General features: G+C 63.5%; 23 protein-coding genes and 1 pseudogene. 7 read left to right on the plus strand and 17 right to left on the minus strand.

The window, feature by feature from the left end; translation table 11 throughout:
- Positions 1-21: 21 nt before the first annotated feature.
- The 8 genes and pseudogenes from RQ479_RS00280 to RQ479_RS00315 all read right to left on the minus strand — a co-directional run bounded on the left by RQ479_RS00280 (position 22) and on the right by RQ479_RS00315 (position 7,253).
- Entirely contained in the window at positions 22-810 is a 789-nt protein-coding gene (locus RQ479_RS00280) for an ABC transporter substrate-binding protein (protein ID WP_376703693.1), read from the minus strand.
- Between the two features lie 112 nt (positions 811-922).
- On the minus strand, positions 923-2,086 hold the full coding sequence (locus RQ479_RS00285; protein WP_376703694.1) for a saccharopine dehydrogenase C-terminal domain-containing protein: 1,164 nt from the start codon (positions 2,084-2,086) through the stop codon (positions 923-925).
- Complete coding sequence (locus tag RQ479_RS00290) at positions 2,083-2,586, minus strand: Lrp/AsnC family transcriptional regulator (protein ID WP_352467630.1); 504 nt, start codon at positions 2,584-2,586, stop codon at positions 2,083-2,085. Before RQ479_RS00290 ends, RQ479_RS00285 begins: the two co-directional genes overlap by 4 nt.
- Positions 2,587-2,903: 317 nt before the next feature.
- On the minus strand, positions 2,904-3,947 hold the full coding sequence (locus RQ479_RS00295; RefSeq protein ID WP_376703695.1) for an acyltransferase family protein: 1,044 nt from the start codon (positions 3,945-3,947) through the stop codon (positions 2,904-2,906).
- A 212-nt stretch (positions 3,948-4,159) separates the two neighbouring features.
- Positions 4,160-4,885 (minus strand): 3-keto-5-aminohexanoate cleavage protein, encoded by a 726-nt coding sequence (locus tag RQ479_RS00300; protein WP_376703697.1) that lies wholly within the window; start codon positions 4,883-4,885, stop codon positions 4,160-4,162.
- A 172-nt stretch (positions 4,886-5,057) separates the two neighbouring features.
- The gene (locus RQ479_RS00305; protein WP_376703698.1) at positions 5,058-5,354 is read right to left on the minus strand and encodes a hypothetical protein; all 297 of its coding nucleotides are present in this window, start codon (positions 5,352-5,354) and stop codon (positions 5,058-5,060) included.
- Between the two features lie 171 nt (positions 5,355-5,525).
- Positions 5,526-6,146, minus strand: a pseudogene (locus tag RQ479_RS00310) (tetratricopeptide repeat protein); the annotation flags it as partial.
- Positions 6,147-6,149: 3 nt separating this feature from the next.
- Positions 6,150-7,253 (minus strand): tetratricopeptide repeat protein, encoded by a 1,104-nt coding sequence (locus tag RQ479_RS00315; protein ID WP_376703699.1) that lies wholly within the window; start codon positions 7,251-7,253, stop codon positions 6,150-6,152.
- Between the two features lie 235 nt (positions 7,254-7,488).
- On the opposite strand from RQ479_RS00315, the gene RQ479_RS00320 reads away from it, so the two are divergent.
- The gene (locus RQ479_RS00320; protein WP_376703700.1) at positions 7,489-8,232 is read left to right on the plus strand and encodes a 2OG-Fe(II) oxygenase; all 744 of its coding nucleotides are present in this window, start codon (positions 7,489-7,491) and stop codon (positions 8,230-8,232) included.
- 30 nt (positions 8,233-8,262) lie between these two features.
- On the opposite strand, the gene RQ479_RS00325 is transcribed toward RQ479_RS00320, so the two are convergent.
- Both RQ479_RS00325 and RQ479_RS00330 read right to left on the minus strand, forming a co-directional pair.
- Positions 8,263-9,618, minus strand: a complete 1,356-nt coding sequence (locus RQ479_RS00325; protein ID WP_376703701.1) for a sigma-54-dependent transcriptional regulator — start codon at positions 9,616-9,618, stop codon at positions 8,263-8,265.
- Between the two features lie 6 nt (positions 9,619-9,624).
- Positions 9,625-11,484 (minus strand): ATP-binding protein, encoded by a 1,860-nt coding sequence (locus tag RQ479_RS00330; RefSeq protein ID WP_376703702.1) that lies wholly within the window; start codon positions 11,482-11,484, stop codon positions 9,625-9,627.
- A gap of 235 nt (positions 11,485-11,719) precedes the next feature.
- On the opposite strand from RQ479_RS00330, the gene RQ479_RS00335 reads away from it, so the two are divergent.
- The 3 genes from RQ479_RS00335 (at position 11,720) to RQ479_RS00345 (ending at position 15,001) form a co-directional block, all read left to right on the plus strand.
- Positions 11,720-13,051, plus strand: coding sequence for a dicarboxylate/amino acid:cation symporter (locus RQ479_RS00335; protein WP_292659748.1), 1,332 nt, complete (start codon positions 11,720-11,722; stop codon positions 13,049-13,051).
- A 467-nt stretch (positions 13,052-13,518) separates the two neighbouring features.
- Positions 13,519-14,586 (plus strand): glycosyltransferase, encoded by a 1,068-nt coding sequence (locus RQ479_RS00340; RefSeq protein ID WP_292659750.1) that lies wholly within the window; start codon positions 13,519-13,521, stop codon positions 14,584-14,586.
- Positions 14,587-14,692: 106 nt separating this feature from the next.
- The gene (locus tag RQ479_RS00345; RefSeq protein ID WP_352451482.1) at positions 14,693-15,001 is read left to right on the plus strand and encodes a HigA family addiction module antitoxin; all 309 of its coding nucleotides are present in this window, start codon (positions 14,693-14,695) and stop codon (positions 14,999-15,001) included.
- A 43-nt stretch (positions 15,002-15,044) separates the two neighbouring features.
- Here RQ479_RS00345 and RQ479_RS00350 read toward each other — a convergent pair whose 3' ends face one another.
- The 6 genes from RQ479_RS00350 to RQ479_RS00375 all read right to left on the minus strand — a co-directional run bounded on the left by RQ479_RS00350 (position 15,045) and on the right by RQ479_RS00375 (position 20,584).
- A complete protein-coding gene (locus RQ479_RS00350; protein ID WP_352718200.1) occupies positions 15,045-15,332 on the minus strand; it encodes a DUF982 domain-containing protein in 288 nt (95 codons plus the stop codon).
- A gap of 89 nt (positions 15,333-15,421) precedes the next feature.
- Positions 15,422-16,228: an ABC transporter permease gene (locus tag RQ479_RS00355; protein ID WP_376703703.1), complete on the minus strand. Its 807-nt coding sequence runs from the start codon at positions 16,226-16,228 to the stop codon at positions 15,422-15,424.
- A 4-nt stretch (positions 16,229-16,232) separates the two neighbouring features.
- The gene (locus tag RQ479_RS00360; protein ID WP_031194462.1) at positions 16,233-17,066 is read right to left on the minus strand and encodes an ABC transporter permease; all 834 of its coding nucleotides are present in this window, start codon (positions 17,064-17,066) and stop codon (positions 16,233-16,235) included.
- Positions 17,067-17,083: 17 nt separating this feature from the next.
- Positions 17,084-18,199 carry an ABC transporter substrate-binding protein gene (locus RQ479_RS00365; protein WP_292659759.1) on the minus strand — a complete coding sequence of 372 codons (1,116 nt, stop codon included), beginning with the start codon at positions 18,197-18,199 and terminating at the stop codon, positions 17,084-17,086.
- A gap of 67 nt (positions 18,200-18,266) precedes the next feature.
- Positions 18,267-19,361 carry an ABC transporter ATP-binding protein gene (locus RQ479_RS00370; RefSeq protein ID WP_292659760.1) on the minus strand — a complete coding sequence of 365 codons (1,095 nt, stop codon included), beginning with the start codon at positions 19,359-19,361 and terminating at the stop codon, positions 18,267-18,269.
- Between the two features lie 326 nt (positions 19,362-19,687).
- A complete protein-coding gene (locus RQ479_RS00375) occupies positions 19,688-20,584 on the minus strand; it encodes a LysR substrate-binding domain-containing protein (protein WP_376703704.1) in 897 nt (298 codons plus the stop codon).
- A gap of 75 nt (positions 20,585-20,659) precedes the next feature.
- On the opposite strand from RQ479_RS00375, the gene RQ479_RS00380 reads away from it, so the two are divergent.
- Both RQ479_RS00380 and RQ479_RS00385 read left to right on the plus strand, forming a co-directional pair.
- On the plus strand, positions 20,660-22,252 hold the full coding sequence (locus RQ479_RS00380) for an amidohydrolase (protein ID WP_376706066.1): 1,593 nt from the start codon (positions 20,660-20,662) through the stop codon (positions 22,250-22,252).
- Positions 22,253-22,287: 35 nt separating this feature from the next.
- Positions 22,288-23,220, plus strand: a complete 933-nt coding sequence (locus RQ479_RS00385) for a dimethylarginine dimethylaminohydrolase family protein (protein WP_376703705.1) — start codon at positions 22,288-22,290, stop codon at positions 23,218-23,220.
- 78 nt (positions 23,221-23,298) lie between these two features.
- Here RQ479_RS00385 and RQ479_RS00390 read toward each other — a convergent pair whose 3' ends face one another.
- Entirely contained in the window at positions 23,299-24,306 is a 1,008-nt protein-coding gene (locus RQ479_RS00390) for an ornithine cyclodeaminase family protein (protein ID WP_376703706.1), read from the minus strand.
- Positions 24,307-24,465: 159 nt separating this feature from the next.
- On the opposite strand from RQ479_RS00390, the gene RQ479_RS00395 reads away from it, so the two are divergent.
- The gene (locus RQ479_RS00395) at positions 24,466-24,927 is read left to right on the plus strand and encodes an Lrp/AsnC family transcriptional regulator (RefSeq protein ID WP_023720584.1); all 462 of its coding nucleotides are present in this window, start codon (positions 24,466-24,468) and stop codon (positions 24,925-24,927) included.
- The last annotated feature ends 66 nt before the right edge of the window (positions 24,928-24,993 follow it).

Consider the following 24,993-nt stretch of genomic DNA (forward strand, 5'->3'; position numbering starts at 1 on the left):
CTACTCCCCTATTCACTTTACTCAGTGATCCTTCTTCCAGGCGTCGGAATTGACCCAGTAATCGAGGTTCTTCTGCAGGCGGCCGTCTAGGCTGACCTGGTCGAGGAACAGGTTCATCCAGACCAGCAAGTCCTGCTCGTCATAGCGCGTGGCGAAGGCCAGCGGCTCCTTCGACAGCATGTCCGGCATGATGATGAAGCTGCCGGCCGGGTAGGCCGTCGACTGGCCCTTGACCGCCGAGACGTCGTTGACGCCGCAATCGGCCTGGCCGTTGTTGACGGCGTCGAGCAGCAGCGGGCCGCCGCCCTTGTAGCTCTTGATGTCGGCATCGGGGAAGGCGGCCTTGGCTTCCTTCTCGCCGGTGGCGCCGAGCAGCACGGCGATCTTGGTGCCTTTCGCCTTGCAATCCTCGGTGGACTTGAAGGTGGTCCCAGCCTTGGTGAAGACGGTGCTACCCGTGTACATGTAAGGCTTGGTGAAGGCGACCTTCATGCCGCGCGCCAGTGTCGGCGTCATGTCGGCGACCAGAAGATCGGCCTTGCCCGACAGCAGCGCCGGGATCAGGCCATCCCAGTCGAAGTCGAGGAAGGTGATCTTGACGCCCATTTCCTTGGCCATCAATTCGGCGAGTTCGACCGAACTGCCGGTGCGTTCGCCGGCGGCACCGACCAGCGAGAAGGGCGGGCCTTGCGTCTGCACGGCGACGCGCAACTCACCGCGCTTGGTAATCTCGTCGAGCGTTCCCGCACTGGCGGCAGCGGTGAGGCCGGCGAGCGCAAGTCCGGCGATGAAAAGCTTGGCAATCTTCATTTGGGCATTCCTCCTTGTTGTCGTTTGTTGTTCCACTTGTTTGCTTCACCCCATCGAGGTGCTTTTTGAGCGGCAGCGCCGTTGCCGGCGGCAACCACCGTTCGAAAATTCTTCAGTCCCAGCTCACCGTTTCGGCGACCTTGATGCCACGCCTGGCCAGCTCATCGAGGAAGCGGCCATCGGGCACGTGCAGCAGCGGGTTGAGCAGGCCGGGCGCGGCGATCTCGCGCCGTGCCAGCATCTGCGCCACGATGCTGGCGGGATAGCCGACGCCAAGGCTCATGCCGAACAGGCCGGAGGCGAGGTCGCGTTCGATGACCAGCTCCGAGGTCACCGTCTTGCGGCGGCCGCCTTCGCTGCCGACAAAGACGTTGCGCATCACGCAGAGGTCCTTCTCGTCGGCGCCATATTGCAGTTGCGGGCCGAGCAGCCGGCCGAGGAATTCGCGTGGGCTGACGCCGGTGCCGGGCACCTTGTCCTCGGAGAGGAAGCCGAGCTGCTTCAGCGGCGCCCAGAACGCCGACCAACCGGGCCAGCGCAGCGAATAGCGGCCGGAGCGCTGCAGCCCCTTGGCGGCGGCGAGCATGCCGGCATAATGCGGCGCGTCGCCATTGGGGAAGGCTTCCAGCCTGCCCAGCCCGGCGATCTCGATGTCGTGGATGAAACGATTGTCGTGCTGGCGGGCGGCCGGCACATCGACCCGTTTGCCGTCCTCGACCAGCACGCTGTCGCGGTTCTGGCTGACCAGAACCATGTCGAAATTCCAGCTCACCTTGTAGCGCAGCGGCTCGACCACCGCCTTCGGCTCGGGAATGCCGCCGCAGTAGGAATCGATCGCAGTGATGGTGTCGAACTGGCTTGCGGCGCGTGCGTAGAGCACAAGGTCGATGCCGGGGTCGAGGCCGCATTCGGTGACGATCGAAACGCCGGCCTTTTCGGCCTCGGGAGCGAGATCGGCGATGGCCTTGCCGTAATTGGTGGTGACCAGCGGCGTGCGCGTCGCGATCGCCGCCTGCACCGCCTCGCGCATCAGCGGCTGCGGCAACAGGTCGATGACCGCGTCGACGTCCTTCATCACATCGGCCAATGCCGGGCCGATCGCGCCCTCCGGCACGACGAAACGCACCCGGGCAAGGTCGGTCAGACCGCCAAGCCGCGCCGCGCCATCGGTTGCGGTGTCGAGGCAGACCACTTGCTCGACGCCGTCGCTGGCAACGAGATCGGCGATCGCCGCCCGGCCTTGCAGGCCGAGGCCGCCGAGAACCGCGATCTTCATGCCATTTCCTTCCGCGTATCGTCCGACCAGCAGCCTTCCGGCAGGCTGACCCATTTGTTGCAGGACGCCATGACGACGAAGGTCTCGCTGCGCACGACTTCGCCCGGCTCACCGGCGCCGGGAATCAGCTCGCTGGTGACGCGATAGAGATCGGCGACGTCGCCGGCCACGGTTACGTCGACGATGATGTCGAAGCGCCCGGTGACGACGGCGGCCGAATTCACGAAAGGCAATTCCGAGATGCGCTGCGCCAGTTCTCGCGCCCGGCCGCGCCCTTGCGCATTGATGCCGACGATCGCCGAGATCAGTTCGGGGCGTTCGGTCAGGTTGAGCAGCCCGACGATCTTGAGCAGGTTGCGGTCGAGCAGGTTGCGCAGCCGCATGCGCACCGTCGGCACCGAGATCGCCATCTTCTCGGCGAGGCGGTTGACGCCAAGCTGCGCATCCTGCGACAGCAGCTTGACTAGTCGCCGGTCGGTCTGATCGAGATGTTCCCGCAAACGCTCAGGCTTTCATAAAGGGAAAGAAACGATTGGATTTTCTTTCAGATATGAAAATACCTTATGAGAGATTTTTAACAACGGCAAGAGCCATGTCATCCGCCATGGCTCAGTGCCTGTCGGCAGTTTCGTCGCAGATGCCACATTTTGTTCTTGCTTTGTGCCGGAAGCTATGCTATTAATTTGGGTATGGTGCCAATTGGCTCCAACGACCCGTCCTCCCGAGGCGGTTTTTTTGTTTCCGGATCTTTTGAAGGTTTAGCGCCGCCGGTTTAAGGTTGGCGGGATAGCGCCGTTCTGCGGGGCGCGGTCGCAACTCATGCCTTCACCTGATGGGCGGAAAGGCTCATCCGCGAAATGGCCAAAACCGGCTTTTCAATAAAACTGTAGCTGGCCAGGGAGACGGCAATGCAGGCGGCGACAATAACCATGCCAGCAAGCCACTGTGATACATTCGCGCTTGCAACGACAGGAGCAGTCGCAAGCAGCACAATAGGATGCGTCAGATAGAGAGAGTAGGAAGCGTCACCCAACCTTGCCAGCACGCGAGGAGCAAAAAGCCGGAAGTAGCTTTCCAGGCTGATGCAACCCGCGACAAGGATCAACGCCGGGATTCCCTGAGCAAGGGTTCGCGGCAAGTTGAAGCCAAGTACCATCACCAGCATGGACACGATGGCGAACACGATTGCGGAGACACCCGGGACGGCAGGCAAACGCGCCAGTCTGCCGACCAGGTGGCCGAGAGCCATGCCGGCAAGGAACTCAAACAGGATTGGCGTGGTATAGAAAAACAGCACAGTGTCGGCGGCGGGTTTGAAGATGATGCGTGCCGCTACGGCGACTGCAAAGACAACTCCGACCATGGCCAGTTGCGTCAGCGTGCCGAAACGCATAGTCGCCGCGAACAGAATGTAAAACAGGATTTCCAGATTGAGCGTCCAACCCACGCCAAGCACCGGTTGGACATAGCCTGTAACCGTATCGAGATAGGCTATGAAAAGCAGGCTATTGGTGATCTGCTCAAGAGAAACTGCACGACCGGCAAACAACCAAAGCGCGGCGACCATAAGGAAGGTCATAACCCAATAGAACGGAACGACGCGCGTGAAGCGCTGCATCAAAAAAGCACGGTGGTCGGCGCGTCTGTTCTCTGTCGAGAGAACCATTACAAAACCACTGATGACGAAAAACAGGTCGACGCCGCTGTTTAGAACGGGAATACGCAGATCGAGCATGCCCAGTGCGGCCGGAAGATGATAGATAACAACCATGAGAGCTGCCAGCCCCCGCAGTACCTGTATCGATGTATACTGTTGAATCCGACGCGGCGCAGCGTGATCATTCTGTGGAATGATGTTCATCAAAAAATGGTCCCCGGTGCAGGAGAGCATTAACATACGTGATCGTTGATGTGCCGATTAATTGTTGGTTTAATTAACACGTAAAGTTTTAGATAATTTTTACTGACATTTAACGTGCCGTCACGCTTGGGCTCGTCTGATTTTGGCCTGCCCCGTTGCCGAAACTTGGCCCCGTGAAGAGGAGATTGGCCGTCATCAACGCTTTCCCCGCGCTAACGTCCCGCTCTGAAAATCGCGACCGCCGCGGCTGTCAGCGCAGCGTTACCGGATGCTACCGTTCCATCAGGAAGCTCCTCGCCGTCTTCCAGTCCGACACGCGTCGACCAGCCACGCGCCGCCGCCCGGTGCACGAAAGACCAGACCGTGGCGTCGGCGCCGTGCAGCAGGATCGCCCGGCGCATTCCGGCGCCGTCGAGCACGGCGGCGATATCGTCGCTGATCTCCAGCGCAGCGTCCGGCGCCTGCTCGGAGATTTCGATCAGGATGCGCAGCACGCGGTTGCCATGGTCGAGGCTCACCAGGCGCTCGGCATCGGCGACCGAGGCGAGCCCGGCCTCGATGCCAATGCCGCGCTGGCGCAGACTCTCCATGACGGCGGGCGCGGCGTCTTCGCTGAGATTGACCGAGGCGTAGTCGGGCGGCTCGCTCCAGGCGGCGATCGCGGCCAGCGTCCGCTGGCCGTCGTTCTCGATCCAGGCACCCGTCGACACGCCGATCAGCGTCCCCGGGCAGGCGCGGCGGAGCGCCAGCACCGTCCGGTCCATCGCCGCCGGAGCCAGGCTTTCGCGACTGTCCAGCCCGCGGGCATGAACATGCAGTTCGGCGGCGCCGGCGGCGACGCAGGTCGCACCGTCGCGCGCCATGGCTTCGGGATCAAGCGGCAGTCGCGGGTGGAAGTCGGCGCTGCGCGCGCCATTGATGCAGGTCTGGACGATCATGGAGGTGGCCCGGTTAAGGTTGCTGCCAGTCTAGCGCGGGGCGGCGGAGACTGGAATCGGCAGTGGCGAAGGCTCATGACGGATGCCCGGCCTGGATCAGTCGGGCAGGGTGCGTCTCTATCGCCTTGTTCGCCAACGATCTTCTCGGCAAAAGAGACGGTCGTTTGCAGAGTTATGGCGGCACGCCCAGATCGTGCAGCGCACTCATGGCGGCTCGGTATTCGACAAAATCCCTGGGACAATCGCTAGCGGCGAGCCGGTAAAGCCGTAAGGCTTCCTCGCTATGCCCCTGGAGCCGGCTAAGCTCGGCCGTGTAGAAATTCGTTTCGCAGACTTGTCCGGTTCTCTGGGCCAGGCCCACAGCACCAGCATCCGAAAGCGCTTCGGCGGGCGTCTTTTCACCCAGCAGCATGCTGACCAGCGGTGCCGGCCACTTCGTCATGTCGAGCTTGCTTTTCGCTTCCTTCAAATGGCTCGCCGCACCGTTGCGCCGCGCGGCAATATCAAGCCAGATGGCAAAATAGGCATTGTCGGGCGTGAGAGCGGCCGCCTGTTCGAAATCCGCCTGCGCGTCCGCCATCGCGCCGGAATAGAGATACAGGATGCCCCGGCCGGCATAGGTAGGGGCGTCTTTCGGATCGAGGTTGATTGCTTTGCCATAGTCGGCGATAGCGCGGTCGTATTGGTCCTTTGCCGTCCAGGCGATGCCTCGGTTTTGGTAGCTCTTGACAAGTCTCGGATCGAGGCTGACGGCGCGGTCGTAGTCGGCGATGGCAAGGTCGTATTCGCCTTTCCTGCTCCAGGCGAAACCTCGGTCGTTGTAGGCGATCGCCTTTGTCGGGTCGAGAGCGATGGTCTGGCTGTAATCGGCGATGGCACGATCGTCCTTGCCCTTTCGAAGCCAGGCGGTGCCCCGATCGTAGTAGGCGCTCGTCAGTTTTGGATCGAGGCTGATGGCTCGGCTCGAATCCTCAATGGCGTGATCGTCCTCCCCCTTCGTGTACCAGGCCTCGCTACGGTTGACGTAGATTTTCGGATTTGTCGGATCGAGCCTGATCGCCTGGGTGTAATCGGCAATGGCACTGTCCGCATCGCCCCTTGCAAGCGAGGCGATGCCTCTGTTGAAATAGGCATTGCCAAGGTTCGGGTCGAAGGTGATCGCCTGGCTGTAATCGGCGATGGCACGATCGATGTCGCCCTTGTTTGCTCGGGCCAGACCCCGGTTTGAATAAGAAATGGCGTGTTTCGGATCGAGGCTGATCGCTTAGTCGTAGTCGGCGATGGCACGGTCGAAATCGCCTTTCGCCGCCCATGCTATCCCCCGGTTGTTGTAGGCGTCGACATATTTCGGATCCAGCGCGATGGCCTGACCATAGTCAGCGATGCCGCCATCGGCGTCACCTGCGTCGGATCGGGCCGCACCTCGCGCGAAGTATGCGACGGCGAGTTTTGGATCGATGCCGATCGCCTTGCCATAGTCGGCGATGGCGCGGTCATGATCCCTCAGGTTGACCCAAGTGACGCCTCTGCTGTAATAGGCCGGTGCAAATGTCGGATCGAGGCTGATGGACATGTCGAAGTCCGCCAGCGCCCGGTGATGGTCGCCCTTGTTCGACCAGGCGAGGCCTCTGTTGTAGTAGACGCTAGCATCCTTCGGATCGATCGCGACGACCTGATTGTAGTCGGCGATAGCGCCGTCAAAATCGCCGCCCGTCAGCCGGGCATTGCCGCGCCGGTAGTAGGCATGCGCGTTTTTCGGATCGAGGCTGATCACCTTGTCATAGTCGGCCAGCGCGCGCTCCTCTTCGCCCTTGCTGGTCAACGCATCGGCGCGGCCATTCAGGGAACCGGCGTCGTTCGGATTGAGCCTGATGGCCTGATCGAAGTCGGCTATCGCGCGGTCGTGGTCGCCTTTGCTTGCCCAGATCAGCCCGCGATTGTGATAACTTCTGCCGTCTTCGGGATCGAGGCTGATTGCCTTGTCATAGTCGGCGATAGCGCGGTCGTATTGGTCCTTTGCCGTCCAGGCGATGCCTCGGTTGTAGTAGGCATCGCCATATTTCGGGTCCAGGCTGATCGCCTTGTCCAGATCGGCGATTCCCTTGTCGTAGTCCTCCTTGAAGACCCAGCTGATGCCCCGGTTGTAGTAGCCGCTGGCGACGGTCGGGGCGATGTCGATGAACGCGCTGTAGTCGGCGATGGCGCGGTCGTAGTCGCCTCGTTCCGTGAGGGCATTGCCGCGCCTGAAATAGGCAATGCCACGGTTTTCAACGGGCTCTGTCGCATCCTCGATCATGCGCGTGCAGGCGGCGATCCGCGTGCTTGCCTCGACCTCGTCGTCGCTGACGCAGTCGCTGCTGGCGGACAAGGCCGGGAGCGCCGAGACCAGCATGACGACGAGGCAAACGAGGAATTGCCGGACTGCCCCGTCCCGTTGTCGAACCCGTCCGATCAATTCGCCCCCCATCGCGGCAAGCCCCGCTGCATTGTATTCAACGAAATCCCCGAGACAATCGCTAACGAGCTCACCCGGCGAGAAACGGGTGGTCCGCGCGCGCCGTTTCACCCATCTCAATGACAGAGAAGCCACAGGAGGCGAAGCCATGACCATCCATTCGATAGGCGCGAAAGCGGCGGTGAAATCGGCGGAGGTGCGCGTTTCCGGATATGACTGGCGGAAGCTGGCCGAAGAGCTGAGCGGCTATGGCTGCGCGGTGATGGAAAAGCTGCTGACGCCGCAGGAGTGCCGGCAGATTGCCGGACTTTATTCGGACGAGAGCCAATTCCGCAGCCATGTGCACATGGCGCGGCACGGCTTCGGCAAGGGCGAGTACCGCTATTTCCGCTATCCCTTGCCCGATCTGATCGGCGGCTTGCGCACCGCGCTCTATCCGTGCCTCGCCGCGGTCGCCAACGATTGGAACGAACGCATGGGTATCGCGCAGCGCTATCCCGACGAACACGCCGCGTTCCTCAAACAATGCCACGAGCAGGGCCAGACGCGGCCGACGCCGCTCCTGCTGCAATACGTCCCTGGCGACTTCAACTGCCTGCACCAGGATCTCTACGGCGATCTGGCGTTCCCGCTGCAAGTGGCGATCCTGCTGTCCGAACCCGGCAAGGATTTCACCGGCGGCGAGTTCGTGTTGACCGAGCAGCGTCCGCGCATGCAAAGCCGCGCCGAGGTGGTGCCGCTGCGCCAGGGCGATGCGGTCGCCTTCGCGGTCCACAATCGTCCGGTCCAGGGCACACGAGGCAATTACCGGGTCAATCTCAGGCACGGCGTCAGCCGGCTTCGCTCCGGCATGCGCCACACCGTCGGCATCATCTTCCACGACGCCAAGTAACCGAGCCGCCCGGTCGAGGCCCGGCGGCGGTTACCTGGAAAAATCGCTGCGCACGATGCCGTGGCGCTGGAGCTTGTCGTAGAAAGTCTTGCGCGGAATCCCCAGCGCTTCGATCGTGCGCCTGACGTCGCCCTCGTTGCGGCCAAGCGTCTCGCGGATGATGTCGGCCTCGTAACGCTCCAGCCGCTCCGGCAGCTTCATGGCGGCGTTCGATTCGGTCGGGGCAGGGGGTTGTGCTTCGGCGCCTTCCTCCAATCCAAGCACGAACCGCTCGGCGAAATGCGCCAGCTCGCGCACATTGCCCGGCCAGTCATGGTCGCTCAGATGGCGATGCACCGTCGCCGGCACTGCCGGCACAGGGCGGTGGAAACGGGCGGCGGCGCGCTCGGCGAAATAGAAGAACAGCAGGGCGACATCTTCGCGGCGCTCGCGCAGCGGCGGGATCGAGATCGTCACCACGTTGAGCCGGTAGTAAAGGTCCTCACGGAAAGCGCCGCGCTGGCGCGGATCGCCGAGGTCGACCTTGGCGGCGGCGACGACGCGCAGATCCACCGGCCGCACCTCATTGGTGCCGAGCGGGGTGACCTCGCGCATCTCCAGCACACGCAGCATCTGCACCTGTGTCGAGACCGGCATGCTTTCGATCTCGTCGAGGAACAGCGTGCCGCCGCTGGCGTGCTCGATGCGGCCGATCCGTTTCTTCTGCGCGCCGGTGAAGGCGCCGGCCTCATGGCCGAACAACTCGCTCTCGATGACGGTCTCCGGCAGCGTGCCGCAATTCAGCGCGACGAAGTTGCCCTTGGCGCGGCGGCTCCAGCGATGCAGAAGACTTGCCACCACCTCCTTGCCGGAGCCGGTCTCGCCGGTCACCAGGACATCGACATCGGTGTCGGCGATCTGGCGTAGCGTGCGGCGCAGCCTGTCCATCGCCGGTGTCTGGCCGATCAGCGGCAGGCCGTCCTGCGCCTCTCCGGCCGCCTCGCGCAGGGCCCGGTTCTCCATCACCAGGCGGCGCTTTTCCGCCGCGCGACGCACGCTCTGTACCAGCCGGTCGGCGGCGAAGGGCTTTGTGATGAAGTCGTAGGCGCCGTCCTTGATCGCGTTGACGGCCATGGCGATGTCGCCGTGGCCGGTGACGAGGATGACGGGAATGTCCGCATCCAGCCGCAGGACACGGTTGAAAAGCTGCAAGCCGTCGATCTGAGGCATGCGGATATCGGACACCACGACGCCGGCAAAACCGGCGTCGAGCCCGGCCAGCGCCTCGGCGGCCACCGCAAAGGCGGAGACCGAGAAACCGGCAAGCTCCAGCGTCTGCGCAGTGGCCTTGAGGAGATCGCGGTCGTCGTCGATCAGGATCACCGGCGCGGCATTGTCGTTCGTCATGATGGCTTACGCTGCTGTCTGGAGATGAATAGTGAAGCGGGTGCCGCTGTCGTCGCTTGAAACCTCGATGCGGCCGCCATAATCGGCGACGATGTCCTTCGAGATGACGAGGCCAAGGCCAAGGCCTTTTTCCTTGGACGTGTTGAACGGCGTGAACAGTGATTTGAGGATCCCTGGCGGAATGCCCGGTCCGTTATCGGACACGGCGACCGTCACGCCGTCGGCGGTCTCTTCGACCGATACCTGCACATGAGCGTCGTCGCGGCCGTCGAGCGCCTCCAGCGCGTTCTGAAATAGATTGATCAGCACCTGTTCGAGCCGCACCCGATTGCCCATGACCTTGAGGCTCGGCGGCGGCAGGTCGATGGCCAATGCGTCGAGCCGACCGGCAAAGCGGCTTCTCAACAGCATGACGGCGCCCTCGATGACACCACGTAATTCGACAGGCTCGGCGGCGGTGCGGCCCTTGCGGGCAAATGCCTTCAACTCCTCGGTGATTGAGCCGATGCGTTCGGTCAAAGCGGCGATGGCGCCGAGGTTTTCCTCGGCCGGCCCGGTCTGCTTGCGGTCGAGGAAGGTGCGGGCATTGTCGGCATAGGCGCGTATGGTGGCGACCGGCTGGTTGATCTCATGGGCGACGCCGGCAGCGACCTGGCCGAGGATGGCGAGGCGGTTGGCCTGGACCAGATCCTGCTGCACGATTTGGAGCTTGGCTTCCGTGCTGCGGTGGCCTGATATCTCGGCCTGCAGCCGGTCGCGGGCACGGCTCAAATCCTCGGTCCGTTCGACGACGCGGCGTTCGAGTTCGGTGCGGGCCGCCTGTTCGGCGGCAATCCGCATCTGCGCCGACTGCCGGCGCCACAAGAGATAGGCTGCCAGGCCGAGCAGCGGGACGACGACGCCGAGCACAAGAAGCCGCATTTCGCGGACGGCAGCGGCGATCGGCGCTTCGACCGGGACAAGATAGTCGAGCCGCCAGGGGGTCGAAGGAACCGGCGTGGAAAGGCTGAGATACTCCGCGTCGCTGCCGCCGGGCGTCACCGCGTGGACGATCGACACATCCGGGCTGAGCGCCCGCGGGTGCATGATCGGCAACGGCACAAGCGGCGCGTCGCCGAACTGTTGGCTGTCGCGAATTGCGGCCTGCTTGGGTGCGGCCAGCGGTGCGGTTGTCATGAAGCGCCAGGACGGCACGCTGGTGATCAGGACGACGCCATTCTCGTCGCTGACATAGGCCGGGCGGTTCGCCTCGCGCCAGTCGGCTTCGAGCTGGTCGAACTCCATCTTGACGACGACGACGCCGAGCGGTGCGGCTGCATCGCCGACGCGGCGCGAAATGTAGAGGCCAGGACGCTTGCTGACATTGCCGAGCGCAAAATACTCGGCGGTTCCGGCCTGCATCGCGCCGGAGAAATAATCGCGAAAACGGTAGTCATTGCCGACGAAGCTGATCGGCTCGCGCCAGTTGCTGGAGGCGATCGCCAGTCCATCGGTGCCGATGACATAGAGTACCGACGCCTTGGTGCCGGAGACCAGCCCCTCGAGCTTGCGGTTCAGCACATCGATTGCTGCGGCATTTTTTTGGGACAGCGCATCACGCACTTGCTGGTCTGCGGACAAAAGCAGGGGCAGGGCGCGCGGGCTTTCGAGCACGGCGCGCAGCAGCGCGACCTTCAGATTGGCGTCGGTACGCCCCTGCGCCGCCAAGGTCCCGACCTCGGCGGTGCGGCCGTAGACGCCGGCGCCGTAGAGCGTTGCGGTTAGGATCAGCAGGGCGACGGCCGTGAACAGCACCCAGGCACGGCGCGCTCGCCTGGCGAGTTGCTCGGGCGTCGAAGACAAGGCACCGGCGGGGCGTTGCAGCATCGCCCATTTGTGCATGAATTCGCACAAAGCACAATTCGACCTATGCGGAGATTCGCACCGATCCATGCGTCCAGCAGTGCGGACGTTTGCGAATGCTCAACAAAATCAATGACGAACGACTCTTCTGCCTATCTGGCACGGCTGTTGCAAACACGAATTCAGCAGTCGCGAGGCTGCTGGTCAAAACAACTGCCCCGGGGAGTCGAGCTTTCGATCGGGGCGCATGGAGGACGTCATGCAGACAGCAATCGCTGCCGCCGAGCCGCGCGGCAAACTTCCCTTATACCGGCATCTTTATGTGCAGGTGCTAGCGGCGATCGCCGCCGGTGTGCTGCTCGGCCATTTCTATCCGGAAACCGGCGAGGCGATGAAGCCGTTCGGCGATGCCTTCATCAAGCTGGTGAAGATGGTGATCGCGCCGGTGATCTTCCTGACGGTGGCGACCGGCATCGCCGGCGTTTCCGACCTGCAGAAGGTCGGCCGCGTCGCCGGCAAGGCGATGATCTATTTCCTGGTGTTCTCGACGCTGGCGCTGGTCGTCGGCCTGGTCGTCTCCAATGTCGTCCAGCCCGGCGCCGGCATGCACATCAATCCGGCCACGCTCGATACCACCAAGGTGACGGCCTATGCCGAGAAGGCGCACGACACAACCATCGTCGGCTTCCTGATGAACATCATCCCCGACACCATCACCGGCGCCTTCGCGCAGGGCGACATCCTGCAGGTGCTGTTCTTTTCGGTGCTGTTCGGTGTCGCGCTGGCGCTGGTCGGCGATCGCGGCCGTCCGGTCGTCGATTTCCTGCAGGCGCTGACCACGCCGATCTTCCGCCTCGTCGCCATCCTGATGAAGGCCGCGCCGATCGGCGCGTTTGGCGCCATGGCCTTCACCATCGGCAAATACGGCATCGGCTCGATCGCCAATCTCGCCATGCTGATCGGCACGTTCTACCTGACCGCGCTGCTGTTCGTGCTGGTGGTGCTCGGCGCCGTCGCCCGCTACAACGGCTTCTCGATCCTGGCGCTGATCCGCTACATCAAGGAAGAGCTGCTGCTGGTGCTCGGCACCTCGTCCTCGGAAGCGGCACTGCCGGGCCTGATGGCCAAGATGGAGCGCGCCGGCTGCAACCGCTCGGTGGTCGGCCTGGTCATCCCGACCGGCTATTCCTTCAACCTCGACGGCACCAACATCTACATGACGCTGGCGGCGCTGTTCATCGCGCAGGCGACCGACACGCCACTCACCTACGGCGACCAGATCCTGCTGCTCGCCGTCGCTATGCTGAGCTCCAAGGGTGCCGCGGGCATCACCGGCGCCGGCTTCATCACCCTGGCGGCGACGCTCTCGGTCGTGCCTACCGTGCCGGTCGCCGGCATGGCGCTGATCCTCGGCGTCGACCGCTTCATGTCGGAATGCCGGGCGCTGACCAACTTCATCGGCAATGCGGTGGCGACGGTCGTGGTAGCGCGCTGGGAGGGAGAACTCGACCAGACGAAGTTTGCCGCTGCCATGGCCGGCGACTTGCCGGAGGAAGTCGACCTGTCGCTGCCGGGTTTGCAGGCCGCCTGACTGTTTAGACCACGTGACTATAGGCCCCGGAGGCGGTTCGCCGGCTCCGGGACAAGAGCACCGGCCGTCGCGGCATGCCGCCTGAAACGCAACCTGAAGTGGCCCTGTTTTCGACGCGGGGCTTGTTCCAGCCGCATTTGAAGGCCAGTATCCGCCGTGTCTTCAAGGCACCCGTCCGCTTCGCTCCCGACCTGATCGCGAGGCGAGACATTTCCGTCGGGCTCGGTTGCGACTCATCCTTGCCGAAATCGTCGGAGCTTTTGCTGCCGCCGACCCTGACCATGGCAGCAGTCTCGAAGGCAATGGCGGCCTCAACACGAAGTCGCAAAGCGAAGCGTGACTCGTCTCCTGTTGGAAAGCGCAAGCTTTTTCCCAGGGAACTCGTCGCGCGCCAAGAGGGGCGCTTGAAGAGGGATGGGCCCATGAGGGCTTTTGCCGAACCAAAGCAAGATGCGAGGTCAAACGCGATGCAGTCTGTCCAAAACAGGATTCCGGTATCCATCATCATCCCGAACTACAACTATGCGCGGTTCCTCAAACGCAGCATCGACAGCGCACTCGAGCAGGACTACGCGGATGTTGAAGTCATCGTCGTCGACGATGCATCGCAGGACAATTCCACGACAATCATGGAATCCTATCGCGACGAGATCCTCGCATGCCCGCGAGCGCAAAATGGCGGACACGCGGCGGCGTTCAACACCGGCTTTGCGGCGAGCTCGGGCAAGATCGTCCTGTTCCTCGACGCCGACGATTATCTCTATCCGACCGCCGTCTCAACCATTGTCGACACCTGGGACGAGGCAACCGCTCAGGTCCAGTCCAGACTGCATATTGTCGACGAGGGGCAACGTATCAAAGATGTCTTTCCGCCGCCCGAACTGCCTTTCGACAGCGGCGACGTGATGCCGAAATTGCTGCACAAAGGCCGCTATCAGACGACCGTGACCAGCGGGTTGGCCTTCGACCGCGCAACGCTGGAATCGATCATGCCCATCCCGGAGCCGGAGTTCCGCCAGGGCGCCGACGGCTATCTTGCAACGCTGGCGCCTATGTACGGGCACGTCCAATCGATCGACGAATGCCTCGGCGCCTACCGGATCCATGGCGCCAACCATTCGGTCTTCGGTGAAAAACTCGCCGAGCGGGCACGCTGGCGGGTAACCCACGATTTCCGCCGCATGCAGGCGCTGTCGGACCAGGCCTCCGGGATCGGCCTGACCATCGTGCCGTCGGATGCTGTCCGCCACGATCCGGTCCACCTGGAGGAGCGGCTGGCGTCGCTCTGCGCCGACAGAGACCGACATCCGGTGGCCGACGATTCCCGGCTGGCGCTCGGGGCGGCCGGCGCGGTCGCCAGCCTCGAAATGACCGCATCCCTGCGGCGGCGCGCCATCCTTGCCGCCTGGTTCCTGTCGGTCGGGGTGTTGCCGCGGAAAATGGCCACGGCCGTGCTGTCGTGGAAGCTTGACGCATCGTCGAGGCCGGCATTTTTGAGCCGCCTGTCCAAGAGAATCCGCCACGCGATGGGGTAGGTTACGAAGCGACTCCGCCAGGTATTCTGCCAGGTCTGCAACCCGGCTGGATTGCGAACAATGCCATTGTGGAACATGGTGATCCAAACCAAAGGACAACCAGCCCATGACCTCTTACGAGCCGATGCGTCCGATGGAGCGCTGCCCATCCCACCCTGGGGCGCTGCTCGACGACATTATCCCGGCAACCGGCAAGACCAAGGTGGAAATCGCCAATCTGCTCGGAATCTCGCGCCAGCAGCTTTACGACATCATCCGCGAAAAGAAGCCGGTGTCGCCGGCTGTCGCGGCGCGCCTTGGAAAGATGTTCGGCGACGGCGCCGCGATCTGGCTCAGGATGCAGGCCGCTTACGATGCGTGGCACGCGGAGCGCGAGGTCGACGTCAGCGCCATTCCAAGGCTCCATGCTGCCTGAGATGCGATAGATCGGCCGAACCACCGAGGCTCTCACAAATCGATCACGGCCCCTGCTGCCGGGATCGGCCCTCCGGTTCGACGGCTCGCTCGACCAGGACATGCGCCTCTCGCGCGGCCTCGACGAACGCATCCCTGGCGGCTTCGGTCCAGCGGTCGTCACTCATGGCGCGGCGGCATGTGCGCAGTGCCAAGCCGTGTTTGGCGCTGCCAGCGTCACGCCAGTGGGCTTCCAGCAATTCGACAGCCTGCCGTGCGTTGGAAATGTTGCGGATATCTCCCACGATGCCGACCGCAACCGCAACCGGCTTGGAAAACCATCCTTGATTCATGGCGGAGCCTTCGACGTGTTGAACTACCTATAACGAAAATCGTAGCGCAAGGTTTCATTTGCGCCAGTCACCGCGGCGTGAGGCGGCCCTCACTGCGCCGCGCGCAGCCTGACCACGACGCTGCGCGCCACAAGCACCAGCACGGTGATGACGATCAGGATCACCGAGAGTGCGGCGATCGCCGGGTCGATGTTGTCGCGCAGGCCCATCCACATCAAGCGCGGCAGCGTGATGGCGTTAACCGAGGTGATGAACAGGGTGACGCCGATCTCTTCCCAGGACAGCACGAAGGACAACAACGCCGCGGTGACGATGCCGAACTTGATGTTGGGCATGATGATGCGGGTGGCGCGCTCCCACACGGTCGCACCGAGGCCGCGTGCGGCAAGATCGATGCGGCGATCGAGCTGGCTAAGCGACACCAGGATCAGCACCGTGGCGAAGGGCACCGTCATCACCGCATGCGCCATGGCGACACCCAGCCAGGTGTCATAGCCGAAGAACGACGAGAAACCCGAGATCGAGGTCAGCAGGAAATAGAGCGTGATTGCCGAGACCACCGGCGGCACCACCATCGGCAGCAGCACGAAGCCGACCAATGCTGCCGTGAAGCGCGGCTGGAACATCCAGACGCCGAGGCTGAAGCACAGTGCCAGCACCGTGGAAAAGGCGCTGCTGACTATGCCGATCCTGATGGAGAGCAGGATCGAATTGATCCAGCGCGGATCCTCGATCAGCGCCCGGTAATGGCGCAGCGACAATTCGCCGGACGGCATCGCCAGCATGCGGCTCGGCGTCAGCGATACCGGGATGACGGCGAGCAACGGCAACAGCAGAAACAGCGCGACCAGGGCGGCGAGGACCAGCGAGACGGGACCGGGGCGATAGGTCGGCATAGCGCTACACCAATTGCTTTGGTCTGATATAGCGGAACAGAAGCGCCATCAGCGCGCCGACGAACAGCACCAGCACAACGCTGATCGCGGCGCCCAGGCCCCAGTCCGGGCTCTGGAAGATGCGGAGATAGATCAGCTCGGCGATCATCACGCTGCGGCCGCCGCCGAGGATCGCCGGCGTGACGAAGAAGCCGAGGGAAAAGACGAAGACGATCAGCGCCGAGCCGATGATGCCGGAGCGGGTCATCGGCACGAACACCGACCAGAAGGTGCGCATGCGGCTGGAGCCGAGGCCGCGCGCGGCAAGCAGCACGCGGTCGTCGAGGCTGCGCATCGAAGAGGCCAGCGGAAACACGGCGAAGGGGATGAGGAAATGCGTCATGCCGACGATAACGCCGAACTCGTTGCGCACCAGCGCCAGCGGCTCCGAGATGAAGCCGACCGCCTGCAGCCAGGTGTTGATCAGGCCGCGATTGGACAAAAGCGCCACCCAGCCGAAGGCGCGCGTCAGCACCGAGATCCAGAACGGCACCAGGATGCAGAACTCGGCCACGACGCGCTGCACCGGCGTGCCGCGCACCCAGACAACGGTGATGGCGTAGGCGGCGGCAACCGAAACGATCGTCACGATCGCGGCGATGCGCAGCGTGCGGATGAAGACCGACTGCACCAACTGATCCGTGAGCAGCGCATTGTACTGCCCCAGCCCCGGCGTGGGCAGCGTAAAACTCCATTTGACCACGCCGAGGAATGGCCAGGCGTAGGCCAGCACAAGAAAGAGGAGCAGCGGCGCCATCAACAGCGCCGCGCCCATCCTGTCGGAGAGGTATGCTCTCATCCGGTTATCCCGGCTTGTCAGGCGGAGATGATCTTCGTGTATTCGTCGAGTGCCGCCCCGTAGTTCTTGGCGTACCAATCCATGTCGAGCGGGATCTGCTTTTTCATGTTCTCGGGATCGACGGGGTTGATGCGCTTCTTGTCGGCGGGGATCAGCGCGTCGGCGGCCGGGTTGGCCGGACCCTGGCCGAGCTTTTCGAACATGATGAGTTCCTTCTCCGGGTCCTGGGTGCTGGCGATGAACTTCATCGCCGCGTCCTTGCCGCCGGGATTGCCCTTAAGCACGGCGAGCGCGCCGGGCGAGATCAGGCCCTGGTCCCAGATGAACTTGATCTTGCCGCCGGAATCCTGCTCGATCAGCGAAGCCCGAGTCGACCAGACGATCGCCATCGAGGCCTCGCCATTGAGCAGCACGCTCTGGCTTTCGGCGCCGCCACCCCAATAGGCGACGACGTTCTCCTTGAAGGCGGCGATCTTGTCATGCGCGCGCTTGAGGTCGAGCGGGTAGAGCGAGGCCGGCGCGATGCCGTCGGCAAGCAGTGCCGCTTCCCAGCTCGACACGCCCCATTTGTAGAGCGAGCGCTTGCCGGGGAATTTTGCCACGTCGAAGAAATCGGCCATGCCGGTCGGTGCCTGGCTGCCGTATTTCTCGGCATCGTAGGCGATGACGTAGGAGAAGAAATAGGTCGAGGCGGCGTATTCCCAGCCGAAGCCCTCGCGCATCTTCTTCTTGTCGACGATCGCATAATCGATCGGCTCGAGCATGCCTTGGGCGCCGAGCGTGATGGCCGAGAACGGATCGACGTCGACCAGGTCCCAGGTCGGCGCGCCGCTCTTGAACTGCGCTGCGATCGCACCTTCGGTCGGGCCGGAGCCGTCCATCTTGACGACAATGCCGGTCTCCTTGGTGAAGGCCTGGCCGTAAGCCGCATCATAGGCGGTGATGGCGTCGCCGCCCCAGTTGACCAGCACCAGTTCCTTTGCCGCGGCAAAGGCGCCGGTCGAGCGCAGCAGCATCGGCGTGCCGGCCAGCACCAGTGCGGCCAGCTGCGTGAACTGCCGGCGCGAAATCTCGCCGCGCACTGCCCTGGCGGACAGCGCCTCGATGGAATTTTTCTTGGTTTGGTTTGTCATGTCAGTTCCCCTTTTTTGTCGTTGGTATTTCCTGAAAGTCAGCTTGGCGAATTCGCCTCGCCGATCGTCATTGTCCTCCGTCCGGAAGGAGGAAACCCTTTTCCGCCGGCCAGGTCAGCCAGACGGAATTGCCCTTGCTGAGCGCAGAGGCGGCGACCTCGTTCGGCACCGACACCGTCACCTTGGCGCCTTGGCGCGTCGTCAGATCGAGCCGCGTCGCAGCACCGAGATAAGTCGAGGCGACGGCAGTTGCGGCAATGCCGTTCTCGCCTACTGCCGCTTCCGGCGCGATCGACATGTATTCGGGCCGGATAGCCAGGATGGCGTCGCCCCGGACCTTCTCGGCCTTGCAGCGCATGCTGATCGCGCGGTCTTCGCAGACCCCCGTCGAGCCATTGTCGGCCGGGCGCACGCCCTTCAGCGGCAGCATGTTGATCTCGCCCAGGAACTCGGCGACGAAGCGGTTGTCCGGCCGGTCGTAGACCTCGTCCGGCGCGCCGACCTGCAGCAATTTTCCATGATTGAAGATGGCGACGCGAGACGACAACGCCAGCGCCTCGCTCTGGTCATGGGTGACGAAGACGAAGGTGGTGCCGGTTTCCTGGTGCAGCCGCTTCATCTCGGCCTGCATCTGGCCGCGCAGGCCCTTGTCGAGTGCCGAAAACGGCTCGTCGAGCAAAAGCACGCCCGGCTCGAACACCAGCGCCCGCGCCAACGCCACGCGTTGCTGCTGGCCGCCGGACAATTGCGACGGCAGTTTCTTCTCGTGGCCCTTGAGCCCGACGCGCTCGATCATTTCGCCGACGCGGCGCTTGATCTCGGCCGACGATTTCTTGCGCACCTTGAGCGGGAAGGCGATGTTGGCCTCGACGCTCATATGCGGGAACAGCGCATAGCCCTGGAAAACCATGCCGGCGGCGCGCTGCTCGGCCGGCCGCTCGGTGATGTCGACGCCGTCGCTGTAAAGGCGACCGTCGGTCGGCTGAATGAAGCCGGCAAGGATCATCAGGAAGGTGGTCTTGCCGGAACCGGAGGGGCCGAGCAGGGTGAGGAACTCGCCACGGCCGATATCGAGCGTCAGATCGTCCAGCGCACGGAACGAGCCGAAGCTCTTGCCGATCCCGATTGCCTTGATCTCTGCGGCCCGGCCGGGTTGCTGCATCCTGCCCTTTCCTTAGCGTAGGCGAAATCGTAGGCAGGGCGGCGGCTCACCGCAACCGAATAGTTTTCGCCTGATCGGCAAATTTGATTCATCTGTTGTGGATGTTGGAGAGGTGAGCGGGACGCTTGAGCTGCCAATCTCCCCCCTCGTGGGGGAGATGCCCGGCAGGGCAGAGGGGGGCGCTGTCCCGCCAGCCTATCAACTATCTGGAGCTGCCCATCGCTGGTTTCAGAGTTGCTGCAAAAGTTAGCGTTCCTTCGCGCCCCCCTCTGCCCTGCCGGGCATCTCCCCCACGAGGGGGGAGATTGGCGGTTTTGGCGCCTCGCTCAATACGGCCCAACCCTGTTCTCCGACAGCTTCGACCTCAGCCACCGCCCAAACGCCTCCAGCACCGGATGCGCCGCCTTGGCGTGCTCGGAAACCAGAAAATACGAGCGCGGCGAATTGATCGCTATGTCGAAGGGGCGGACCAGCCGGCCTTCGCTCAGTGCCCGGCCGCTGGTCAGCTCGTCGCCCATGGCGATGCCCTGGCCGGCGATCGCCGCCGAAAAGACCAGGTTCATGTCGGAAAAGAAGATGCCGCCTTCCGGGTCGGGGTTCTCGACCTTGGACAGGGCCAGCCAGCGCGCCCAGTCCTCGGTGTCACCGAGATGCAGGAGATTGGCGCGCAGCACGTCTGCCGGCTTGGAGAAGCCGCCGATCTTGTTGAGCAGGGTGGGGCTGCACAGCGGCGTGAACGAGATTTCGCACAACAGCTCGACCGCGCGGTTCGGCCAATTGCCGACACCGAAGGCGATGAAGGCGTCGGCCTCGGCGTTGCTGACGTCATCGAGACGGCGCGGCGTCAGGATGCGGAGCGCGACATCGGGATACATCTGCCGGAATTCGCCAATGTGCGTGCACAGGAAAAGCGAGGCGAAGCCAGGGGTGCAACTGACACTAAACGAGCCGCCGACGCCGGTGCCGGCATGGCGCGTCACCGCGTCACCCAACACCGTCAGCGCCTTGCGCACATCGCTGGCATAGCGCTGGCCGCGCGGGGTGAGCGCTACGCCCTTGCCGATGCGCTCGAGCAGGTCGAAGCCGAGATCGCGTTCGAGCAGGCGAAGCTGATGGCTGACTGCGCTGCGGGTCAGATGCAGTTCGTCGGCGGCGCGCCAGACGCTGCCGTGGCGGGCAAAACTGTCGAGGGCGCGCAGCGCCTGCGTCGAGGGAATTCTCAAAAGGTGAACCGAATTTGCATGAGCCGGGAAAACATATCACTTTTTGGTGGGGCGCTTCACTGCTTTCTTTCCGCCATGGAGAAACCGGTGACCTCGGCGCAAGCGACCGCGCTTGCCTATCTGGACGACATCCAGCCGTCGCTGTCGGCGTGGACGCGGACCATCTTCGACTTCGGCGAGACCGCCTGGCGCGAATACCAGTCGGCGGCCTGGTATGTGGAGCAGTTGAAGCACGAAGGCTTTTCGGTCGAGGAAGGCTCGGGCGGCATGCCGACCGCCTTCTGCGCCCACTGGACCAATGGGACCGGCCCGACGATCGGCATGTATGCCGAGTACGACGCGGTGCCAGGCAATTGCCAGGATGCGGCGACGGTGAAGCGACCGCGTCCGGGCCTCGGCGAACAGGCCGGCGGCCACACCGATCCGCATTCCGGCCTCGGCATTGCCAGCCTCGGCGGGCTGCTGGCGACCAAGGCGGCAATGCAGCGCCACGGCATATCAGGCACGCTGCGCTTCACCGGCGAGCCGGCGGAGAAGGTGAGGGGATCGAAGCCGATCCATGCCGCGAAGGGCTATTACGATGGGCAGGCGGGCATGATCTCCTTCCATCCCTTCTACATGCTGCCGCTGTGCAACACGGCGCGCTGGGACACGCATTGCGGGGCGGCCTATGCGATGATCTACCGCTTCATCTGCGACGAGCCGGAACACTGGGCGAGGGCGGCAGGCAACGCAGCGCCCATCCCGCAGGCGCATTCGGCGGTCAGGGCGCCCGGCGCCAATGACGCGCTCATGATGATGTACATGGCGTCCAAGGCGCTGCGCGATTCCATGCTGCCGCATCAGGGCGGCTGGTCGATCAGCGAGGCGATCCTGACCGCCGGGCAGGCGACCGCCGACAATCTGCCGGCCGGGCTGGCCGAGATCCAGTATATGATCCGCGTGCCGACGGTTGCGATGGCCGAGCAGGTGACCGCCATGCTCGACCGCAATGCGGAGGCCGCCGCCAGGATGAGCGGCTGCCGCCATGAGCGGCACTGGGTGTCGAAGTCGCGGCCGGGGCTGGCCAATCATGTCATGGCCGGCATTGCCTTCGACGCGCTGGCGGCTGTCGGGCCGCCGCGCTGGGACGAGACGGCCAAGGCGATCGCCCGAGAAATCCAGGTCAATGCCGGCGGCGAGGCGACCGAGGAACCATTCATCGATGAACTGGAGCGGCTGATTGCGCCGCAGGCGGCCGAGGCGCTGCTGCGTCGCGACCTGCCGCCATCGCAGCTCAATTCGACTTCAGACGACTACACCGACATTTCGTGGCATACGCCGACGGCAAGGGTCTACGTCGCCCGGCCGGCGCTGCGCTCGGAGAATGGTCACGCCTATCCGGCCTGGGCGATGAACGCGCTGGGCGGCATTCCCGCGACCATCGACCCGATGGTCATCTGCGCCGCAAAGACGGTCGCGCTGGCAACACTTCGCCTGTTGGAAGACGAGGCTGCGCGCGAGGCGGCGATGGACGAATTCGTCGCCCGCACCGGCGGGGGGATCGGCGGCACGAGCTGGATTGCGCCGCTCTGCGACTACGAGCCGCCGATTGGATTTCGCTGGCCGGAATATGTCACCACCCCGCGCGGACGGGATTGGTGGATACCAAGCAACCAAGCCGCATGATCAACCAAGGCCGCCCCCTTCACGAGGAGAACCCCATGACCGTCCACGACCGCATCGTCGCCGAGCCGTTTTCGCTGCAGCGCCGCAACCCGGCCGGCGGCACTAAGCCGCTGACCTCCTGGGGCTTTGCCAACGAGACCGATGTGCTGACCGACGTGCTGCTCGGCTCGCCGAATTTCCTACGCCATCTTTCGACCAGCTCGCTGTCGCGAAAACATCTGCGCGAGGCGCCTTGCAACGTCCAGATCGCGCAGGCACAGCACAAGGACCTGGTTGCCGCCTATGAGCATTTCGGCGTCAACATCCACTGGCACGAGCCGACGCCGGAGCTGCCGATGCAGGTCTATTCGCGCGATTCCAGCGTCATGACGCCGTACGGCGCCATCATCACCGCCATGGCCCAGTGGTGGCGGCGCGGCGAGAACTACGCGGCGATCCGCACCTATGAGAAGCTCGGCATTCCGATCTACGACATGGTCACCGCCGGCACGTTCGAGGGCGGCGACTTCAATGTTATCGAGGACGGCGTGGTGCTGATCGGCTGCGGCGGCGCCCGCACGCAGGAGGAGGGCGCGCGCCAGGTGCAGGCCTGGTTCGACAAGGAGGGCTGGGAGACCCGCGTCGCCTTCATCGACGAGTATTACGTGCATATCGACCTGATGGTGGTGCCAATCGCTGAAAAACTGACCGCCGTCTGCCTTGCCTGCACGGAGCCGGGCATCGTCGACTGGCTGAAGGGCAAGGGCCATGAGATCATCGACGTGCCTTTCCAGGACACGATGGCACTGGGCTGCAACTTCATGTCGCTGGGCAAGGACAGGGTGATCGCGCCGACGTCCAGCCAGACGCTGATCGGTCAGCTCAAAGCGCGCGGCTTCGAGGTGGCGGCCATCGACATGAGCGAAATCTCGAAGACCGGGGGCGGCATCCACTGCATGGCGCAGGCATTGAAACGCGAGCCGGCCTGAGAGGCCGCCTTTAGCCCGGCCGCTTCCGCGAAGGGGCCATGTCAGGAAGGTCGATCCCGCCTGGCTCGCGGCACGCGCCTACAGCACGATGAGCTTTCCCTTGCGCAGGCGCTTGGCGCAACGATAGGCGAGATCGGCGGCGACCATATCTTCCATCGCAATGCCCATCGCCTTGTAGGTGGTGATTTGTTGATTGGAAACGCGACCCGGCGCGCGGTCGAGCAGCATGGCGCCAAGCTCGGTGCCGAAATCCGGGTCGAAGCCGGCAAGCTCGCAAGAACCGACCGGGGTCGGTTTGAACGCATCCTTGGTTTCGACAAAAAGACTGGATTTGCCGATGAGCTCGATCGGCATTTCTCCGCCGGGCGGCGCCACCCCGACCGACGAGACATGCGTGCCCGGCTGGACCCAGCCTGCGTCGATCACCGGCTGGTAGGAGTGGGTCGCCAGGCACACCACGTCGGAACTGCGCACCGCCGCCTCGAGGTCGGCGACCGCCACCACCGACGGATGCAGCCGGGCAAGTGCTGCCGCATCGTCGAAGCTCTTCGAAGCGACCCGGATTTCGGCAAAGTCGCGCACCAGCGGCAACAGATGCAGGTGTTGGTCGGCCTGCACGCCGGCGCCGATCACTGTCGCTATCCTGGCATCCCGGCGGGCAAGCGCGCGCACCGACAGCACGGCGGAGCCGGAGGTTCGCACCGCGGTTATGAAGGTGCCGTCCATGATGCAGACCGGCAGGCCGGACAGCGGATCGAACAGGCTGATGGTGGCGAGATGGCTGGGCAGGTTCTTGGCCAGGTTGCCTTCGAAGACATTGACGATCTTGACGGTCAGGTTCATGCCTTCCATCCAGGCCGGCATGGCGAGGCTGTAGCCGGCTCCGGGGATGTCGAGCTGTGGTCGGGGTGGATTGACGACCTTACCTTGTGACAGCGCCTTGAAGCCGTCTTCCAGCACATCGAGAAGCTGGCTGAGGTCGATGCACGCCATCACGTCGGCTTCGCTCAGCACCAGGATCTCGGTCGCTCCCTTGCTGATTTCCGCCGCACTCTTGCCGGCTGGGCTGAACGCTTCCTTGGTCATCCTGCACTCCTGTGTTCGTCGAAATCGGCTCACCACATCTGCTTTGAGTGGGTGCCGGAAACGCAGGCTATTGCGAGGTTTTATATGATGAAATACGTTAATTTTGGCATCTCTGCGTGAAATCAGCACATAAATCCCTGAGATAGAGTGGATTGTGAAATGGACGACCTCGACCAGATAGACCGCAGCCTGCTCCGGCTGCTGCAGGAGGATGGGCGCCGGACGACGCTTGATCTTGCCGGGCGTGTCGGGCTGTCGCCGACCGGAACCAGCCAGCGGGTGAAGCGCCTGTTCCGCGACGGGTTCATCACAGCGGTCAGGGCTATGCTCGATCCGCGCAAGGTCGGCAGGGGAACGCTGGTGTTCATCGAGGTCCGGCTTGACCACACGGCGCCGCATGTCTTTGACCGCTTCGCCGAAGCCGTGGCGAAAGCCCCGGAGGTTCTGGAGTGCCATATGGTGGTTGGCGGTTTCGATTATCTGGTCAAGGCGCGGATCGCTGAAATGGCGGTGTTCCAGGATTTCCTGCAGCGGGTTATTCTGCCTCTGCCCGGCGTGCGCGAAACACACACTTTCGCCTCCATCGCCGATGTCAAGCCGAATGCCCTCTTGCCGGTGTGATCAGATGGAGGAGGGGAATGCTGTTCAGGGCGACCTTGAACGCATCTTCGCCACTTTATCGCTCCC

This window comes from Mesorhizobium sp. ISC25, assembly GCF_042295465.1.
Lineage (GTDB): Bacteria > Pseudomonadota > Alphaproteobacteria > Rhizobiales > Rhizobiaceae > Mesorhizobium.

What these genes read in the sequence shown, in the direction of transcription:
- RQ479_RS00320 (WP_376703700.1), top strand. Translation starts at nt 7,489, where the DNA reads ATGACCATCCATTCGATAGGCGCGAAAGCGGCGGTGAAATCGGCGGAG.
- RQ479_RS00390 (WP_376703706.1), bottom strand. Translation starts at nt 24,306, where the DNA reads ATGACCAAGGAAGCGTTCAGCCCAGCCGGCAAGAGTGCGGCGGAAATC.
- RQ479_RS00340 (WP_292659750.1), top strand. Translation starts at nt 13,519, where the DNA reads ATGCAGTCTGTCCAAAACAGGATTCCGGTATCCATCATCATCCCGAAC.
- RQ479_RS00285 (WP_376703694.1), bottom strand. Translation starts at nt 2,086, where the DNA reads ATGAAGATCGCGGTTCTCGGCGGCCTCGGCCTGCAAGGCCGGGCGGCG.
- RQ479_RS00350 (WP_352718200.1), bottom strand. Translation starts at nt 15,332, where the DNA reads ATGAATCAAGGATGGTTTTCCAAGCCGGTTGCGGTTGCGGTCGGCATC.
- RQ479_RS00325 (WP_376703701.1), bottom strand. Translation starts at nt 9,618, where the DNA reads ATGACGAACGACAATGCCGCGCCGGTGATCCTGATCGACGACGACCGC.
- RQ479_RS00360 (WP_031194462.1), bottom strand. Translation starts at nt 17,066, where the DNA reads ATGAGAGCATACCTCTCCGACAGGATGGGCGCGGCGCTGTTGATGGCG.
- RQ479_RS00335 (WP_292659748.1), top strand. Translation starts at nt 11,720, where the DNA reads ATGCAGACAGCAATCGCTGCCGCCGAGCCGCGCGGCAAACTTCCCTTA.
- RQ479_RS00355 (WP_376703703.1), bottom strand. Translation starts at nt 16,228, where the DNA reads ATGCCGACCTATCGCCCCGGTCCCGTCTCGCTGGTCCTCGCCGCCCTG.
- RQ479_RS00280 (WP_376703693.1), bottom strand. Translation starts at nt 810, where the DNA reads ATGAAGATTGCCAAGCTTTTCATCGCCGGACTTGCGCTCGCCGGCCTC.
- RQ479_RS00300 (WP_376703697.1), bottom strand. Translation starts at nt 4,885, where the DNA reads ATGATCGTCCAGACCTGCATCAATGGCGCGCGCAGCGCCGACTTCCAC.
- RQ479_RS00295 (WP_376703695.1), bottom strand. Translation starts at nt 3,947, where the DNA reads ATGAACATCATTCCACAGAATGATCACGCTGCGCCGCGTCGGATTCAA.
- RQ479_RS00345 (WP_352451482.1), top strand. Translation starts at nt 14,693, where the DNA reads ATGACCTCTTACGAGCCGATGCGTCCGATGGAGCGCTGCCCATCCCAC.
- RQ479_RS00365 (WP_292659759.1), bottom strand. Translation starts at nt 18,199, where the DNA reads ATGACAAACCAAACCAAGAAAAATTCCATCGAGGCGCTGTCCGCCAGG.
- RQ479_RS00395 (WP_023720584.1), top strand. Translation starts at nt 24,466, where the DNA reads ATGGACGACCTCGACCAGATAGACCGCAGCCTGCTCCGGCTGCTGCAG.
- RQ479_RS00370 (WP_292659760.1), bottom strand. Translation starts at nt 19,361, where the DNA reads ATGCAGCAACCCGGCCGGGCCGCAGAGATCAAGGCAATCGGGATCGGC.
- RQ479_RS00330 (WP_376703702.1), bottom strand. Translation starts at nt 11,484, where the DNA reads ATGCTGCAACGCCCCGCCGGTGCCTTGTCTTCGACGCCCGAGCAACTC.
- RQ479_RS00380 (WP_376706066.1), top strand. Translation starts at nt 20,660, where the DNA reads ATGGAGAAACCGGTGACCTCGGCGCAAGCGACCGCGCTTGCCTATCTG.
- RQ479_RS00385 (WP_376703705.1), top strand. Translation starts at nt 22,288, where the DNA reads ATGACCGTCCACGACCGCATCGTCGCCGAGCCGTTTTCGCTGCAGCGC.